General features: G+C 55.1%; 17 protein-coding genes. 12 read left to right on the top strand and 5 right to left on the bottom strand.

Annotated features, from left to right (window positions below; translation table 11 throughout):
- Nucleotides 1-37: 37 nt before the first annotated feature.
- Both ACZ5CE_RS07180 and ACZ5CE_RS07175 read right to left on the bottom strand, forming a co-directional pair.
- A complete protein-coding gene (locus tag ACZ5CE_RS07180) occupies nucleotides 38-1,810 on the bottom strand; it encodes a TolC family protein (RefSeq protein WP_464577298.1) in 1,773 nt (590 codons plus the stop codon).
- 100 nt (nucleotides 1,811-1,910) lie between these two features.
- Nucleotides 1,911-2,324: a hypothetical protein gene (locus ACZ5CE_RS07175; protein WP_464577296.1), complete on the bottom strand. Its 414-nt coding sequence runs from the start codon at nucleotides 2,322-2,324 to the stop codon at nucleotides 1,911-1,913.
- A 647-nt stretch (nucleotides 2,325-2,971) separates the two neighbouring features.
- Between ACZ5CE_RS07175 and dksA the strand changes: the two genes are divergently transcribed.
- The 6 genes from dksA (at nucleotide 2,972) to ACZ5CE_RS07145 (ending at nucleotide 7,468) form a co-directional block, all read left to right on the top strand.
- On the top strand, nucleotides 2,972-3,397 hold the full coding sequence (gene dksA / locus ACZ5CE_RS07170) for an RNA polymerase-binding protein DksA (protein WP_464577294.1): 426 nt from the start codon (nucleotides 2,972-2,974) through the stop codon (nucleotides 3,395-3,397).
- Between the two features lie 651 nt (nucleotides 3,398-4,048).
- The gene (locus ACZ5CE_RS07165) at nucleotides 4,049-5,608 is read left to right on the top strand and encodes a hypothetical protein (protein WP_464577292.1); all 1,560 of its coding nucleotides are present in this window, start codon (nucleotides 4,049-4,051) and stop codon (nucleotides 5,606-5,608) included.
- Nucleotides 5,609-5,736: 128 nt separating this feature from the next.
- Nucleotides 5,737-6,021, top strand: coding sequence for a c-type cytochrome (locus ACZ5CE_RS07160; protein WP_464577290.1), 285 nt, complete (start codon nucleotides 5,737-5,739; stop codon nucleotides 6,019-6,021).
- On the top strand, nucleotides 6,021-6,374 hold the full coding sequence (locus tag ACZ5CE_RS07155; protein ID WP_464577288.1) for a c-type cytochrome: 354 nt from the start codon (nucleotides 6,021-6,023) through the stop codon (nucleotides 6,372-6,374). Before ACZ5CE_RS07160 ends, ACZ5CE_RS07155 begins: the two co-directional genes overlap by 1 nt.
- A gap of 12 nt (nucleotides 6,375-6,386) precedes the next feature.
- Nucleotides 6,387-6,830, top strand: a complete 444-nt coding sequence (locus tag ACZ5CE_RS07150) for a DUF1924 domain-containing protein (RefSeq protein ID WP_464577287.1) — start codon at nucleotides 6,387-6,389, stop codon at nucleotides 6,828-6,830.
- Between the two features lie 17 nt (nucleotides 6,831-6,847).
- Nucleotides 6,848-7,468, top strand: coding sequence for a cytochrome b/b6 domain-containing protein (locus ACZ5CE_RS07145; RefSeq protein ID WP_464577285.1), 621 nt, complete (start codon nucleotides 6,848-6,850; stop codon nucleotides 7,466-7,468).
- 209 nt (nucleotides 7,469-7,677) lie between these two features.
- Here the strand turns inward: ACZ5CE_RS07145 and ACZ5CE_RS07140 are convergent, their stop codons facing one another.
- Nucleotides 7,678-8,025 carry a PEP-CTERM sorting domain-containing protein gene (locus ACZ5CE_RS07140; RefSeq protein WP_464577283.1) on the bottom strand — a complete coding sequence of 116 codons (348 nt, stop codon included), beginning with the start codon at nucleotides 8,023-8,025 and terminating at the stop codon, nucleotides 7,678-7,680.
- Between ACZ5CE_RS07140 and ACZ5CE_RS07135 the strand changes: the two genes are divergently transcribed.
- Nucleotides 7,912-9,140 (top strand): IS3 family transposase gene (locus ACZ5CE_RS07135; protein ID WP_464574421.1). Its coding sequence is split into 2 segments (ribosomal slippage): nucleotides 7,912-8,188 and nucleotides 8,188-9,140, totalling 1,230 coding nucleotides; the frame shifts between segments, so codons are not numbered across the junction. The genes ACZ5CE_RS07140 and ACZ5CE_RS07135 overlap by 114 nt on opposite strands.
- 2 nt (nucleotides 9,141-9,142) lie before the next feature.
- Here ACZ5CE_RS07135 and ACZ5CE_RS07130 read toward each other — a convergent pair.
- Nucleotides 9,143-9,616 carry a hypothetical protein gene (locus ACZ5CE_RS07130; RefSeq protein ID WP_464577282.1) on the bottom strand — a complete coding sequence of 158 codons (474 nt, stop codon included), beginning with the start codon at nucleotides 9,614-9,616 and terminating at the stop codon, nucleotides 9,143-9,145.
- Between the two features lie 22 nt (nucleotides 9,617-9,638).
- Entirely contained in the window at nucleotides 9,639-10,880 is a 1,242-nt protein-coding gene (locus ACZ5CE_RS07125; RefSeq protein ID WP_464577280.1) for a metallophosphoesterase, read from the bottom strand.
- A 469-nt stretch (nucleotides 10,881-11,349) separates the two neighbouring features.
- On the opposite strand from ACZ5CE_RS07125, the gene ACZ5CE_RS07120 reads away from it, so the two are divergent.
- From ACZ5CE_RS07120 to ppk2, 5 genes are all read left to right on the top strand, one after another.
- Complete coding sequence (locus ACZ5CE_RS07120) at nucleotides 11,350-12,051, top strand: DUF2796 domain-containing protein (RefSeq protein WP_464577278.1); 702 nt, start codon at nucleotides 11,350-11,352, stop codon at nucleotides 12,049-12,051.
- A 49-nt stretch (nucleotides 12,052-12,100) separates the two neighbouring features.
- Nucleotides 12,101-12,799, top strand: coding sequence for an ABC transporter ATP-binding protein (locus tag ACZ5CE_RS07115; protein ID WP_464577276.1), 699 nt, complete (start codon nucleotides 12,101-12,103; stop codon nucleotides 12,797-12,799).
- Nucleotides 12,800-13,175: 376 nt separating this feature from the next.
- Nucleotides 13,176-13,421 (top strand): hypothetical protein, encoded by a 246-nt coding sequence (locus ACZ5CE_RS07110; RefSeq protein ID WP_464577275.1) that lies wholly within the window; start codon nucleotides 13,176-13,178, stop codon nucleotides 13,419-13,421.
- Nucleotides 13,363-14,226, top strand: coding sequence for an inorganic phosphate transporter (locus ACZ5CE_RS07105; RefSeq protein ID WP_464577452.1), 864 nt, complete (start codon nucleotides 13,363-13,365; stop codon nucleotides 14,224-14,226). Before ACZ5CE_RS07110 ends, ACZ5CE_RS07105 begins: the two co-directional genes overlap by 59 nt.
- 18 nt (nucleotides 14,227-14,244) lie before the next feature.
- On the top strand, nucleotides 14,245-15,171 hold the full coding sequence (ppk2, locus tag ACZ5CE_RS07100; RefSeq protein WP_464577273.1) for a polyphosphate kinase 2: 927 nt from the start codon (nucleotides 14,245-14,247) through the stop codon (nucleotides 15,169-15,171).
- The last annotated feature ends 781 nt before the right edge of the window (nucleotides 15,172-15,952 follow it).

Raw genomic sequence — 15,952 nt, 5'->3', positions numbered from 1 at the left:
GTTACGAACTGGTTCCGCTAAAGGTGATTCGGGTGGTTTACCGCGGCGGCCTGCCGGCTAGCAAATCGATTTCCGCAAGCGCCTTGTTATAGCCGGCAATGGCCGTGGCAAGGCTGATTTCATAGTTGAACACGGTCATCTGGCTATCGAGCAATGTCAGGAAATCGACACGATTGACACGATAGGCGCTCAACGAAGCCTCGACCGTGAGCCGCGCCTGCGGCAGGATCGCGGTCTGGTACAGCCGCGCGGATCTCAGGTTTTGTTCGGCCGTCTCCACCTGCTGCCGCAGTCTTGCATCCACTTCGTTGCGTTGCGCCTGATACAGGTCCAGTGCCTGGTCGCGCAGCGCCAGTGTCTCCATCACGCGCGGCTCGAGCTTGCTCTCACGCCATATGGGGAGGTTCATCGCAACGGTCAGGGTCACCATGTCGGGACGCCTGCTGCCATCCAGCATATTGTCGCGCTGGCCATATGACAAACGCACATCAAGATCGGGGTAGTAATTTTTCCGGGCCAGTTCCAGCGCCTTGTCGTTGCGGGCGGCGATGCTTTGTAGCGCCAGCAGTTGCGGGCGCTGCGCAAGAGCCGCTTCCCGCAGGGATTCCAGGCTCAGGGTCTCTTCCCCAAGTCGCGGCGGTTCCGGTATGGGCGCTGCCTCAGTTGCGCGGCGGTTGAGCGCGCGGATGAGCTCCGCCTCCATGGCAGGCTTTTCCCGCGCCAGCCGGAGCAGTTCATCTGCCATCCTGGATACCTGGGTTTGCGCCTTCAGCGCATCGGCCAGACTTCCTATGCCCACTCCATAGTGGCGCTCGGCAATGTGGAGCAGGTCTTCCAGGATCAGCTTGTTTTTCTCCACGATGTGGGTTCTTTCCAGGATAAGCCCCAGATCGAAATAAGCAAACTTGATGTCCCGCACTACGCGATTCACCGTTTCCTGGTAGCCGTGGCCAACGCTCTCCGCATCCCTGGCGGCGACCTCCTTGCGCAAATCGCGTTTGCCCGGAAAGGGCAAGCGCTGGGACAAGCCGATCATTTTCATCGTCATGTCTTCCCGGTTGAAGGGTGATGAAGCCAGGGGCGCATTGATGATTCCTGCTTCCAGCACCGGGTCATCCAGCGCTCCAGCGGGTGCGATCCTCTGGCTGGCCGCCTCGCGCTGGCGCAGCGCAGCCTGGATTTCCGGATTTCTCTCCAGCGCCTCCGCTATCAAGGCCTGCAGCGGTGTAATGGAGCCATCCGCAGCTTTTGCAAATACGCCGGTGGATGCATCCTCCTTCTGCATGACGCCGGCATGCAGATGCGCTGTTGCGCTTCCCCGGTCTGAAAGCGCATCTGTGGCGTGCGCCTGAAAAATGACGCTCGCCAATAGCGCAAGGATCCCGGCACGAAGCCGGACGGCGCGCCAGAACGGCACCAGTCTGGAACCAGCATCATCATATGAATATTTTCTGCGCAAGCGGCTCCCCGAGTCCGCTGGAGCCGTGCCTGTTTCGCATGGCCGCGCCTTCTCCGATCCGCCAGGCAGCCATGAAGGCCGGCGACGCCGCGCCCGCGTGAATCGCCAGTTCATGGCCAGCGGCAATGCCATGGAGAGTGAGAGCAAGGTCATCATCTGATTTCCCTGAAAATTGTTCGTAACCAGGAGAGAACATCGCACGAGCCGTGGCGATGCATCCCACTTGATTGCCGGATTCCGGGAGAGCGGTTGCGGGAGTATTGCCGGAATGGCTGGTGTCGCCGCATGGAGCCGGAGCAGCAAGCACACAGTCTGCACGGCAATGGCTGGCGACAGCGGCAAGAGCCGCATTCGGGCAACCGGGCAGCCGGACTGTGCCGGCCAGAAAGCGCTAGCGAACAGGTACTTCGCGCAGGCGCGAGGCTTGTTCAGTGCTTCCCGGGAAAAAGAATCAGAAGAGAGGGGGGCGTTGCGGTTGTTTCAGGATAAGCGAGGTGAAGCGGGCATTTGACACGGCAAGATAGGAAAATGCGCCGGTCGAGCTTATTTGAGGAGTAAAGGCAGGCAGGCTGCTGCCGCTTATATGGCACACGGCCCCATCGCACCCCAGCGCCATTTCATCCGGCTGATCGATGGTTTCAGGCGCGGATTCATTCGCATCGTTCATATCGTGCTGGGAACAGGGCGAGGCCAGGCTGGATGAATGGTTTTGCGCCTCGAACCCGGGGAACGGGTTGAGTACCGGGTGGGCCTGGATGGATTGGGAAACCTGGGCGCAAAGCGGCATAATGGCGGCCAACGCACCCTGCACTGGCAGCCCCAGCATGACCAGAACAACGGCAAATAAGCGGCTTCGGGACTTCATTTAACCAGTATGGGCGTTTTGCCCATGAAGAGCAAGCAGCCGCTGATAAAAAATAAGGAATGAACAAGGGAAGCGCTGAACAAATCTCTGCTGGCGCGACGGCGAATTTGTGGGATGGGATGCGCGAAAGGCGACGACGCGAATGGTGCGACCGCGCAGGGCGGAGCAGTGTCTTCCAGAGGAAGATGCGACCCCGTAGCGGGCTGTTGGCGCCCCATGTATACTTTGGCGCGCTCTGGCATCCCCGCCGCTGCCCGATCCCCGCTTCGCGGGGCCCCTCGGGCCACGCTCTGGGGAGCCACTGCGTTGCGCTCCCTGGCATCGTAGTCCCGGCTACGACCTTCGTCGCGCGCCTTGCCTTATGATCATCCCGATTTTACCAGCAACGCGCTCAGCGAGGATTTGTTCAGCGCTTCCCCAGGTGTCCGGAGTGTGTCTGGACACTGTCCGGATTTCTGTCATGACGCTTTCATGGCTGGGGAAATCTCACTGCACAAATCAAATGCATACAAGTGCTTTATCAAATCCCCAAATAACCCTATTATGTACAGAGTTTTTTTAAAGGCGGCGACAAAAAGGAATTGAACTTCGCCTTTCCGGTGCTATTTTTCTGATACGCCCGATCCGTTTCATATTCGTGAGATACCATGGAAAAAGAGCAAATCCCTTCTCCCGCAGAGAAAGCGGTTTCCCAGATCCCGCCGGGCGAATACATGTCCGCGGAGCAACTGCAATTCTTCCGTACACTGCTCGAGGATGAGCGGCGCAAATTGCTGGAAAATGCCCAGGGCACGCTTGAAAATATGCATGCGATCGTTTCAGAACCCGATCCCAATGACCGGGCAAGCACCGAGGAAAATTTCTCGCTCGAATTCCGCGTAAGAGACCGCGAACGCAAACTGCTGCGGAAAATCGCGGATGCGCTGCAGCGTATCGAAAACGGAACGTACGGGTGGTGCGAGGAAACTGGCGAACCGATCGGGATTCTCCGTCTGCTGGCGCGGCCTACCGCCACGTTGTGCATCGAAGCACAGGAGCGTCACGAGCTCCAGGAGCGATCCCGAGGAAAATAGCGGAAAATAATCTAAGATAACGGAATATAAAGGAAGATAGCACCAGGAAAGCCGGGATTGCCGCCCGGTGCGGCAATCCCTGTCCTCCTGGCTGGGAAGAAAGCCTTACGCGCAAAGGATCAAATAAAATCCTGAATGCATTCAAGCTTCCGGTTCCGATTTTTTCTTGAGTTAGCGATTTTTTAATCATTCCGAACCGTTTCGCCCGGATGCCTTTCCATTGTGGCTGTCATACCATTTCTTTCCGCAACAACAAATCCCACTCATTCGTGCAACCTTTCAACCACAAATCCTCTACGGAATCCGGCTGGGAACCCAGCGCCTATTTGCATTTGTATTTGTCCCGACAATAAACCTTCCACTTCCACTATAGCGAACATGGCCGGTCCCTGCGACTGGCGTATGCCAGATGTCCCCTGATGAGGCCGGGTGCACTGCGATCCGGCCATAGCCGATAGCTCATGCCGTCCCCCGGGCCTGTTTCTTATCATGTTGATTATATTAAAGATCACGCACAGCTTGCCTGCGACAATTTGCCGCATTGACATAAAAGTATTTGCGATAAATACTTTTTGAAAAAGTTGTTGTTCGCTGTGTCGAAATGCAATATCGATGGTGTTCTTGTGCGGTACATAACATCGAGGACGCAACATGACGAAATCGCTCGGGCTTGCCTTTCTCGCGGGTGCCGCTCCGCCGCGGCGACACGCATCGATGACTTATCCATACCCCCTAAAAACAGATCAAAAACCAGATTCGCGATGTTTGGCTTTATATGACTGTTTAAGGAAAAAAGAGCGGCTTCTTATATTTGTTATTGTTTCATCCATTCTTTCGATAATTCCATTTCAAGACGCTCTAGCCACTACAGCGTTCGCACGCCAGACAGGCGAGCCCTGTACGGCCTGCCACATGCAGGCATATGGACCCTGGTTAACCCAATATGGGCAAAAATTCAAGCTCGATGGTTATGTGGCGGGGCATGCCAATAAATTACCCGACGTGATAAATCCTTTTGCCCTGGAATTGGTGGGATCGCTGACCAGCACGCAGCAGAAAGTACCTGCCGGGCAGTATTACGATAACGCAAGCGGCCTGTCGAAACCCAACAATAACGCGGTTAACGACTGGGATGCACTGTATTATACCGGCCGAATTACGGATAGGATCGGAAGCTATCTACAACTTAACCTCAATCCCCAAGTTGCACGCACACTCAGCCTTACCATGGCCGATATACGCGTTGCGAGTCATGCAAAAATCAAGGACATCGATATTACCTATGGGCTTACGGTAAACAATGCGCCGACCATGTCCGATTCCTGGATGACGGCATATGCCTGGATGTTCCCTTATACCACGTCTTCCGTGACGGTGAAGCCAGCCGCCCAACCCTACCTGCAGTCCTTGATGGCTGGCGCAAATACGATGGGTTCGACGGCCTACATGATGATCAATAATCATCTCTATCTGGAAGCCGGCGGATACACGTCGCAGCCGCAGAATATGGCTCAGGGCCTGGGTGTGTGGACCAACGGTTCTCAAAGCGCGGCACCGCAAAGTGGACTTATCGATGGCGGCGCGCCTTATTGGCGCATGTTTCTACAACATGCCACGAGCAGGCACTGGATGATGATTGGAACTTATGGTTTTGCCGCCAAAGTGTTTCCATTCTATCAAAGGGGGAGCGGCAGGGATACTTATGTGGAATACAACGTTGACGCAAACTACTCCTATAAGCTTGACGACAATAACATGTTTATGGCGATGGCTAGATATACGCGCGACAATATGAAGATGAATACCTCTCAAGCCCTGGGTTTTGCGAGCAATTCCCATAACCATCTCAATAGCGTGATGATGATGGGGATGTGGACCCATCAGCAGACTTACAATCTGGCGATGGGCTGGAACTACATGTCGGGTAGCGCGGATACCATTGTCTATAACGGCGGCCCGAATTTTGGCGGGATTAGTCCTATCACCGGAAGCGCCAACGGTTCTCCAAACACAAACTCGTTTCTTTTTACGGTCGACTACATACCGTTTGGTAAAGGCACCTCCAGGACAGACCCTTATTTAAATTTACGTCTTTCAATCCAGTATTGGGTTTACACCAAATTCAATGGCAGACACTCCAACTACGATGGCGCAGGACGCAATTCCGATGGCAATAATACGCTGTACTTTGTCGGCAACGTAATGTTTTGATACGGTTCTCCATGATACATTCTAAAACCAGGCCCATTCTGATGGTTTCCATCCTGTTATGCCTTTTAGGTTTTTCCGGCGTATCGCATACAGTGCGTCTATCCGGGTCATGCCCCGCGGGTCACGCCATGGATACGGGCGGCAGCGAAAACAAGGCCGGCGCAAAGCGCGCCAAAGCCGAATGTAGCAGTTGCCATGGAACAGACGGCAACGGCATCAGTGAAACTGACGATATTCCGAATTTAGCGGGGCAAGAATTCATATATTTATGCGCATGGCTGGAAGCATGCCGCAAGCAAGGCGAGAAATGTGAAGGCCATGAAGACATAGCCGCTCAGCTCAGCAACCAGGACATTGCCGATTTGGCCATGTTTTACGCACATTTACCTTCTGACAAATGGGAACCCAGGTGATGGAAAAGACGATTTTACGCACCCTGATTGTCAGTGGGCTCAGCGTATTCGTTCTCTGTCTGCCTGGGTGTTCAATTCTTGAAAAGAAACCCGCAGCCAGAACTCTGGCCGAGGCAGCGCAAACGGCATACTACACATGCGACGGATGCCATGGGCCCAAAAATATCCGGGTTGAATTCATGTCACCCAAGATCATAGGCCAGAAGAGAGCCTATCTCGCTGCAAAATTGCGTGACTTCCGAGACATGAAACGGATTAATCCCTACATGAATGGCGTTGTGTCAAGGTTGACGGATCAAGACATCGACAATCTGGCTGCTTATTATTCCAACTACGGGCAAGATAAAAAGTAACCCCCTACCGCTTTGTTCCGCCAACCCGATCGCCTTTGTTTTCATATTATTGAACGTATATGCATCACGTTCCTGATCAGCTTGGTTATCGCGTTGCCTGCCTGGGCCGAGCAGCCGCAGGATTTTCTCCTCACCTTTGCCGCACAGGCAAAAGTGGATGACATGGTCTTTTCCAACTTTGACGCCAGCCGTGGCGAGCAGTTCTTCAAGTCGCGCCATGGTGGCGACTGGAGCTGCTCTATCTGCCATACAGATAATCCCACTGCGATGGGAAAACATACCGTAACTAAAAAAATCATAGAACCACTGGCCCCATCCGCCAATCCGGCGCGCTTTACGAATGCCACGAAGGTGGAAAAATGGTTCAAGCGCAATTGCAAGGATGTGCTGAAGCGTGAATGCACCGCACAGGAGAAAGGTGACGTGCTTGCATACCTGTTGTCATTAAGCCCATAAAAAGGCGGGGTCATTCCATGACACGGCGCATACTCGTATGGGATTTGCCGACCCGTATATTTCACTGGATGCTGGCACTGAGTTTCACTGGCGCCTTTCTCACGGCTGAAAGCGAGCGCTGGCGGGACATTCACGTACTGTTCGGTTACACAGTGCTCGGTCTGATCACGTTTCGGTTGGTCTGGGGCCTTGTCGGCACGCGCTATGTGCGATTCGCCGTGCTTGTGCGCTGTTCTACCTATATCACCCGCTATTTTGCCCAACTGGTCAAGGGATATGCATGGCATCCTGTCGGGCATAATCCGGCAAACGCGATCGCCATTCTGTTGCTGTTGTTGCTCGGAATCTCCAGTGGTATTTCCGGCTGGGCGGTTTATGAGGAAATCGGCGGCGACTGGCTGGAAGAACTGCACGAGTTCGTCTCCAACGCTATGTTGGCAGTGGTCTTCGTGCATATTGCCGGCGTGCTGGCGGCCAGCTTCCTGCAAGGAGAAAACCTCATTGCTGCGATGATCACCGGCAGAAAGCGCAGAGCCGCCAATCAAGCCATCTCCAGCAGCTATCCACTGATAGCCATGCTTCTGTTAATGATACTCGTCGGATTTTGGATTTGGGCTTGGCCGATTCATGGAACTTGAGGTGAATGTTTGTATTGGCGGAATGTCATGAGGCACCAACGGGATGATTTGACAACGGCAATAGCGAACTCACCACGCAGGAGGAATGGCAAGCATCGGTCCTGCAGAAAATAGCGGAAAATAACCTAAGATAACGGAATATAAAGGAAGATAACAGCAGGAAAACCGGGATTGCCGCCCGGTGCGGCAATCCCGGCCTCATCGATTCATCAGTTTCCGATCCTGCGCGTTCTCCACCCCAGAAGACCTAGTCCAGTCAACAGCATGGCATAGGTTGCCGGTTCGGGGATAGCAGCAACCGTATCCACCTGAAGGCCAAAACTCAGACCGTCAGCCGGCCTGTACCCGCTGCTATCGTTGAATGCCGTGTGGGTCAGGTATAGTGGACCCCAGATACTGGACAGTGATTTAAGATGGTAGCCTGCTATAAAAAGGAGTAGGCAGTGAGTGAGAAGAAACGCAAGAATTTCAGTGGTGAGTTCAAGGCCAAGGTGGCGCTTGAAGCGATCCGGGGAGTCAAGACGGTAAACGAGATTGCCCGGGAGTTTGGGGTGCATCCGACCCAGGTGGGGTTGTGGAAGAAGGAGTTGCAGGGGCAGGCATCCGGGATATTCGACATTAGGCGCGGCCCCAAGCCGGTTGACCCATCCGCCAGCCCGGAGCGACTCTACTCTGAGATCGGGCGGCTGAAGATGGAACTGGACTGGCTTAAAAAAAAGTCCGGGATCAGTCTATAGGAGAGCGCAAGCGCTGGGTCAGTCCCAATGATCAGTTGGCACTGACCCGGCAATGCGAGCTGGCGGGGGTCGCTCGTTCCGCCACCTATGCACCGCACCGGGCTGTTGAACCGGACGAACAGGAATTGATCCTGTTGGTGCAGATCGATGCCGAATACACAAGGCATCCTTTTTACGGTAGCCGCAAGATGACGGTGTACTTGCGCGGCATGGGGCATCGCATCAACCGCAAGCGAGTGCAGCGGCTCATGGGCAAGCTGGGACTGGCGGGCATGGCGCCGGGGCCGAATACCAGTCGCGCCACCCAGCAGCACAAGGTCTATCCGTACCTGCTGCGCGGGGTAGAGGTGACACGGCCCAACCAGGTGTGGAGCAGCGATATTACTTATCTTCGCCTGGCGCGGGGATTTGTGTACCTGGTAGTGGTGATCGACTGGTACAGCCGCAAAGTTCTGACGTGGCGCGTGTCGAACACGTTGGATAGCGGGTTCTGTGTAGACTGCCTGGAGCAGGCATTGCAGACCTGTGGCCCCCCCGAGATATTCAATACCGATCAGGGCTGCCAGTTTACCTCAGAGGCATTCATCAGAGTGCTCAAGGCGCATGGTATTGCCATCAGCATGGACGGACGCGGACGGGCATTGGATAACATCTTCGTGGAACGGCTCTGGCGCAGCGTCAAGCACGAGGACGTGTATTTGAAAGGGTATGCCACCGTGCCTGAACTGCTGCTGGGATTGACAGAATACTTTGTGTTTTACAACACGGAAAGATCACACCAGTCGCTGGACTATCGCACGCCCAACGAGGTCTACCAGACAGCAAGGGGCGGCGGGGCAAGAATTGTGGATAAATTCAGTGAGCGAGAAACATCTCACTCAGAAACCGAATCGGAGCAGCGCCGTTCCGCTGCATGTGATCAGCTACCCTCTTAAACTCAACCTGATATTGTCTTGACTGAGGGGTCCACTTTAAGGGGCGCGGGCGCGCCGACAGGCATTACACCGATAAATCCGCCGTTGAATGGATCCTGGCCTTCGATCGCGATCCAGTAGGTGCCCAGCCCAACCGACCAATCGAGATGGGCGGCGCCATTCCACCCGGCATGCGTAAACGTCGCGGAAACGCTGTTCAACAAGTTTTCAGGCAGGTGCTTGACATTGTCGTCCGCATATAGCGCCAGGGTGAAGGTCCCGGTGCCATTGCCAATATCGTCCAGGTACACATTGATCGCATCGATCTGAACGGAGCTGGTAAAAGTCACCTGGCCAGCCAGCCAATCATTGGAATCGAGCAATAGCGGAAAACCACTGCCATCGGGTGCGCCTGTATCGACCGTCAGCGCTGCGTTCACCGGCGCGGCAAACGCCGCGGCCAGAGCCGCAAGACACAAAATTTTTGTACTCTGCATTTGTATTCGCCCTATCTTGAAATTATTGAGCCAGGATGATTGTCTTGATCAACTGCGTGGGACCGTAGGCATCATCGAACCCATACGCATCGAGCTGCACCTTGCCACTCTGGAATACACGAACGTTGGCCCAGGCATACATGCGGTCGGTCGCGGCGTTATGGCTATCGACGATGGCAGCCTCGAACGGGGAACCGCCGGAGCCCACGATCACCTGCCACGCATTGCCGCCTGTGGTTTTGGTGGGTTGCTGAGCGTTGAAGATATGCTCGTGGCCGCAGAAGTAGGTAGCGCCATAGGTTTCGATCAGGTTCCAGAATAGGTCCCGATTCTTCGTGTCGGAATCAAACCCGGCCGTCTTGGTGATCGGCTTGTCTTTTGGCGGGGTTCCGGAAGCATCGTTGTAGAAATAGGTGTAAGCGGGCTTATGGCCGAAGACAAAGAAATGCCTTGCACCCCGCGCGCGGGCGGCCGCGAGATCAGCCGCGAGCCAGTTCACCGGAGCATGGCTGTCGTTCCCGGTCGGATCCGTGTTGATAATAACGAAGTGCGATCCCTTGAAATCGAAACTATAGGATAACTGGCGCTGGCTGGTTGTGATCAGGTCGGTGCCGCTGGAACCATTGATATCCGCCGCGTTGCCGGGAGCTCCACCGATTTGAGGATGGTTGTCCACATCGAAATGATCGACAGGCGCGCCTAGCAGGGTTTTGAAACGAGTGGGATCAAGGATCAGATCACCCATGTTCTCGCGCCAGGCATTCTCATTGACTTCCAGCGCAATCTTGCCGCCCGCTTTCCATTGCACCTCGTGATTCCCTGGAACCGGCACAACATAGGTGCCGGTTTCCATGAGGGGCGCAACCATGCCGCGCCAGAACGCATATTGGCGATACGTTTGCACCAGGTCTGAATCGACGATGGCCGCTACGGTCGACGTGTCGGCTGGCACGTCAGCCTTGCCATAGCCCATGATCATGTCGCCGTTGAAGAACAGGAAATTCGATTTCTGAGATTGAATCGAACGCATGATGCGCGACCAGGCCTTTGTATTCTGAAGCCAGATCTGGTCCTGGCCGGACAAAGGAAGCGTGGTTGCATCGGGTGAGACCGGATCCTGGCGGGAATCCCCCACCGTGGAAAAGGACAGGATTACGGCATCCGCTCGGGCAGCGGCGGGGAACAATGCAGCAAGGGCCAGGCATGCCGCGAGAACCAGAGCAAGGCCATCGCGACTGCGCGGTGCGGACGACAGGGTAATCATGGATACTCCAATCAGAAATAGGTGAATTGAAGACCCGCATATTGCATCCGCAATATTTCACTTACATGTTTTCAGTTTTCCTTCGCGATAATCCGCCAGGCTTACGCATGAGCTTCACCCGCCATGATCCACCGGTCTTGGTGGCTCACCAGGTGTGGTTTCCCACCATTCTGCCACCGCTCGATAACCATTACTTTAATGTGATTAATCGAAGAATACTGACGTTTCCCAGTCATAAAAAATGTTATAAGTATGCCGGGCCCCAGCATCGGCTTACTGTTGCAGCAGCATATGAAATACGCGCGCTGTTCAGGAATGCCGCCAGATGGCTTGCTGGGGTCTCGATCGGGTTTTCCGTCTGGTGCCGCAAGCGGAAAGCGGGCGAGAATGAGCATCGCCAGCGACCAGCCTGGCGGCGCCGAGGTCGAAACTGACAAACTCTTCTTGCATGGATTGGAGAATACCAGGGATGAAACAATCGCTCCGCTCGCCGGGTCTTTCCAGTTTTTCGGATTTTTTGGGTTTTTCGAAGAAAATCATGCTTGCCGCGGGCCTGGCAATGGGATCCGCATCCCCTGCCTCGGCCCAATCTCCGGGAGCGCATGTTCACGGACAGGCAGCCCTGGAGGTGGCAGTGGATGGCGGTACGGTGCAGCTCAACCTGTACACTCCGCTGGACAATCTGGTGGGATTCGAGCATGCGCCGCGAACCGCGGAGGAGCGCCGGGCTATCCGGGCGATGGCGGCGAAATTGCATCAGGGCGACACTCTGTTCCTCTTCACGCCATCGGCGGGATGCCGGCTGGAATCAACCCATCTGCAATCCGCCGCGCTTTCCCCGGAACTGCTGGCGGCTGTTCCGTCATCCGGCAAAAACCGCCGCCCTACGGCGGACCGTCGCGAGGGTGAGACATCAAAGCCTGCGTCCTCTCCGCCCGCTCCTTCTCCCCATGCAGACGAAGCTCACAGCGCTCATGAAGACCATGAGTCTCACGGGGAACTGGAAGCGGCCTGGGTCTTCCATTGTTCCACGCCACAGGCATTGCAGGAATTCGACGTGGGACTGTTCCGGGCGTTTTCCAGCCTGCGGCGACTCGATGTCGCCGTCGCGGGACCGCGGAAGCAGTCGAGTGTGCGGCTCACGCCCCAGTCCACCGGTGTGCGGTGGTGATGAGACCGTGAGGGTATGAGTCCATTCATGAACCCTTTATGAATCCCTCATGACCCCATTTGTAATCGAGATTCAGAATCTTATTTATCAATGGCCGGGCAGGCATGGCTTTCGTCTCTCGATTCCGCAGTTTCTGGTGCGGCGCGGGGAGCGCATCTTTCTCCAGGGCGCAAGCGGCAGCGGCAAGAGTACCTTGCTTGGCTTGCTGGGTGGAGTGCTGCTGCCCCGGCCTTGCCATCTGCGCGTTCTCGATACTGACCTTACCGCATTGTCATCCAGTGCGCGCGACCGGTTTCGCGTCGATCATATCGGCTTTCTGTTCCAGCAATTCAATCTGGTGCCCTACCTTTCGGTGCGCGAGAATGTGCTCCTGCCCTGCCGTTTCTCCCGGCGACGGCATGACAGCGCGCTGGAAAACGCTGGCTCGCTGGGACAATCGGTGAACCGGCTGCTCGATCAACTGGGCCTGGACACGACACTGGCGCGCCAGCCCGTGACCTCCCTTTCCGTGGGGCAGCAGCAGCGCGTGGCCGCCGCACGCGCATTGATCGGCCATCCTGAATTGATCATCGCCGACGAGCCCACCTCCGCACTGGATGCGGCCCGGCAGGGGGAATTTCTCGATCTGCTGCTCGAGCGTTGCGAGGATGAGCATGTCACGCTGATTTTTGTCAGCCATGACGAGCGCCTGGGGTCGCATTTCAGCCGGACAGTGGATCTGGCCGAGCTTTGCGAAAATCAGCCGTAGACCGTGGCTGGACCACGATGCCAGCTTGCGCAGGATGGATGCAGCAAAGCATAGCTTATCATTTTCCTGGTGCTTTTGGATTCCGGCTCACCGCTGGCGCGGCGTCCGGAATGACGGAGGTTTTTATGAAATGAATTTACGATTCACCACACTAGATAGTAGATAGATGTCTTTAGTGGGTTGCGTTTCACTCCACCCACTCTACAGTCTACAGTCGCGATTTGTTCAGCGTTACCCTGGCCCTGACATCCCCTCCTCTCCTGATTTTCATCGTTTTGCAGGCTGAAAGAGCTTCTTTCGCAACTATGCGTAAGCATAACCGCTGGCACGCAGTCCGGCTTTGTAATTTATCGGAGTCGGCCTCGCCAACGCGCTCATGCATGGACGGGACGGAACCAGCGGGGTTGATTGGGGCCAGGCAAGCAAGGTTGGATATTCCCTGCTGCTTTCGCCGGTGATTGGATTTTGCTGTGCCGCGCTGCTCTTGTGGGCGATGCGGGCGTTGGTAAAGAACCAGGCTTTATACCGGGAACCCGAGGGGAAACACGCCGCCACCATTCTGGATTCGCGGCCTGCTGATACTGACCTGCACAGGCGTTTCTTTTGCACATGGCTCCAATGACGGCCAGAAAGGCATGGGACTGATCATGCTGATCCTGATCGGCACGGTGCCCATGGCGTATGCCTTGAATCGGGCCATGCCGGCCGATCAGATGACCCAGTTTGCAGCGGTTTCTCACGTCACCCACGAATCCCTGCTCAAGACCGTTACGACCGCTGTTCCTGAAGAGCCTCGCGCAGTGCTTTCCGAGTATGTGCGTACCAAGGAGTACAACCCCGAAGTGCTGTCCGCGCTGGCTGGCATGGTCAAGGATATCGGCAATCAGATCGAGCAGCACGGGAGCCTCAAGCGCATACCGATGGAGGCGGTCGGGAATGTCCGCAACGATATGTATTTGACCTCGGAGACCATCCGTTTCCTGGAAAAGAATGACGCCGTTAAATTCAGTGACAATACCCGAAAAAATCTCAAGGCTTTCAAAAAGAATATCGATGAGGCAACCAAATTCATTCCACTTTGGGTGAAGGTGGCGGTGGCCATATTCCTGGGTCTGGGCACGATGGTGGGATGGAAGCGCATCGTGGTGACCGTCGGCGAAAAGATCGGGAAATCCCACCTGACTTATGCGCAGGGAGCATCTGCGGAATTGGTCGCCATGACCACTATCGGGGTTGCTGATCTCTATGGCTTGCCGGTTTCCACCACTCAGGTCCTGTCATCGGGCGTGGCAGGCACCATGGCCGCCAATAAATCCGGCCTGCAATGGGGTACCGTACGCAATCTGGCCATGGCCTGGGTGCTGACGCTTCCTGCCTCCATGATTCTTTCCGGATCCTTATATTGGCTGTTTGCCAGAATATTTTAAATCGATGCCAGAAGTTGAATGAGCCTGGATTACGACGACAAATCCCCGGAACTGGAGCGCCATGTCCATGCAGACATGATGGATAGCCTTGACGAGGAGCTGGAAATGGAAATCGATGATTTCCGCATGGATGAACTGGTCGCCGACGCTACGAGGCCGGTGGATGAAATGCAGGTGGAAAGGCAATTCTATTTCAAGGAGCTTTTTCGCCTTCAGGGAGAATTGGTCAAGCTGCAGGACTGGGTCGTGCACAAAAAATTGAAGGTGGTTGTCTTATTCGAAGGCCGCGATGCCGCAGGAAAGGGTGGAGTGATAAAACGTTTCTCCCAGCGTCTCAATCCCCGGATATGCCGGGTAGCCGCCCTTCCCGCTCCGAGCGAAAGGGAGCACACCCAGTGGTATTTTCAACGCTACGTGGCGCATTTGCCATCCGGCGGGGAAATCGTTCTTTTTGACCGGAGCTGGTATAACCGGGCTGGCGTGGAAAAAGTCATGGGTTTTTGCAGCGAAGAGGAATATGAAGAGTTCTTCCGTAGCGTTCCCGAGTTTGAAAAGATGCTGGTTCGTTCCGGCATCATCCTGATCAAATATTGGTTTTCCATTACCGATGACGAACAGTTCGTGCGTTTCCTGATGCGAATCCGCGATCCCCTGAAGCAATGGAAGCTGAGCCCCATGGATCTGGAGTCCCGCCGTCTTTGGGAGCAATATACCAAGGCCAAGGAAACCATGCTGGAACGCACTCATATTCATGAGGCTCCCTGGTGGGTAGTCGAGGCCGTGGACAAGAAAAAAGCGCGGCTCAACTGTATTCATCATTTCCTGGCGCAGATTCCCTACGGCGAAATAGAGCATGACTCCGTCATACTTCCGGATCGGGTTCATAATCCTGACTACCTGCGGCATCCGGTGCCCAGAGAAATGTTTGTACCCAGCGTCTATTGATCCATGATGCGACGCTGGCAGCTCCGATGTCGGATTACGCTGCGCTAATCCGACCTGCGGCTACTGCGCGGCGTGCCAATGCGACAAACCAGGCGTGAGGGGGTATTCCGTACTCCAGAAGCACAGCAAGATCAAGAGCAATTGATCAAACTGTTCCAACGGAATATCTCCATTCCCGTAGGTCGGGTTAGCGCAGTGTAACCCGACAAATGACTGCATTCATGGAAGCGTGGAGTGATAAATCGTAAATTTATTGCATAAAAAATCTTCGTCATTCCGGACATCGCGCCAGCAATGAGCCGGAATCCAAGGGCTGTTTCAAGCTATTGAATTTCGGCCTTCGCGGGAATGAGCCAAGTGTTTATTCAGGCCGCGCCGCCGCATCATAGTAATTCTGCGTGTTGCACCCCCGATACAATCCCCGAGCATCGATTTTCCTTTCTCTTCCCGCGATTCCGGTAGCATACCGGATGCATGGAGATGCGTTGCCGGATCTTTTACCCCCCGGCAGTTGGACAGGGTGGAGTGTGCGGTTTCCGGAGTGCAGGCGGAGTGCAGGGTAAAGTGCTGCGACGCGCAATGGCCATTCCATTCCAGGGAGTTGCAAAGCAGGCATGTGCCGAAAAATCGCGCAACTTGCCCTGTAGCGAACTCACCATACCGATTAACGTCGAGCACTGCGGAAAGTCTTTGTGGATCATGGTCCCAAACCGGAAAATGAGCGGTCAACTGCCGGATTCAGGTTTAATACGGCATATGCAATATGAGAACAGATTCGATG

The sequence above is a fragment of the Nitrosospira sp. TNL200 genome (assembly GCF_055386305.1).
Note: the sequence above shows the minus strand (reverse complement) of the source record. Positions and strands in the feature narration are given on the sequence as shown.

Coding starts and splice junctions, on each gene's coding strand:
- ACZ5CE_RS07180 (WP_464577298.1), bottom strand. CDS start 1,810: ATGCGGCTCTTGCCGCTGTCGCCAGCCATTGCCGTGCAGACTGTGTGC.
- ACZ5CE_RS07175 (WP_464577296.1), bottom strand. CDS start 2,324: ATGAAGTCCCGAAGCCGCTTATTTGCCGTTGTTCTGGTCATGCTGGGG.
- dksA (WP_464577294.1), top strand. CDS start 2,972: ATGGAAAAAGAGCAAATCCCTTCTCCCGCAGAGAAAGCGGTTTCCCAG.
- ACZ5CE_RS07165 (WP_464577292.1), top strand. CDS start 4,049: ATGACGAAATCGCTCGGGCTTGCCTTTCTCGCGGGTGCCGCTCCGCCG.
- ACZ5CE_RS07160 (WP_464577290.1), top strand. CDS start 5,737: ATGGATACGGGCGGCAGCGAAAACAAGGCCGGCGCAAAGCGCGCCAAA.
- ACZ5CE_RS07155 (WP_464577288.1), top strand. CDS start 6,021: ATGGAAAAGACGATTTTACGCACCCTGATTGTCAGTGGGCTCAGCGTA.
- ACZ5CE_RS07145 (WP_464577285.1), top strand. CDS start 6,848: ATGACACGGCGCATACTCGTATGGGATTTGCCGACCCGTATATTTCAC.
- ACZ5CE_RS07140 (WP_464577283.1), bottom strand. CDS start 8,025: ATGCACCCCAAACTCCCGGGCAATCTCGTTTACCGTCTTGACTCCCCG.
- ACZ5CE_RS07130 (WP_464577282.1), bottom strand. CDS start 9,616: ATGCAGAGTACAAAAATTTTGTGTCTTGCGGCTCTGGCCGCGGCGTTT.
- ACZ5CE_RS07125 (WP_464577280.1), bottom strand. CDS start 10,880: ATGATTACCCTGTCGTCCGCACCGCGCAGTCGCGATGGCCTTGCTCTG.
- ACZ5CE_RS07120 (WP_464577278.1), top strand. CDS start 11,350: ATGAAACAATCGCTCCGCTCGCCGGGTCTTTCCAGTTTTTCGGATTTT.
- ACZ5CE_RS07115 (WP_464577276.1), top strand. CDS start 12,101: ATGACCCCATTTGTAATCGAGATTCAGAATCTTATTTATCAATGGCCG.
- ACZ5CE_RS07110 (WP_464577275.1), top strand. CDS start 13,176: ATGCATGGACGGGACGGAACCAGCGGGGTTGATTGGGGCCAGGCAAGC.
- ppk2 (WP_464577273.1), top strand. CDS start 14,245: ATGAGCCTGGATTACGACGACAAATCCCCGGAACTGGAGCGCCATGTC.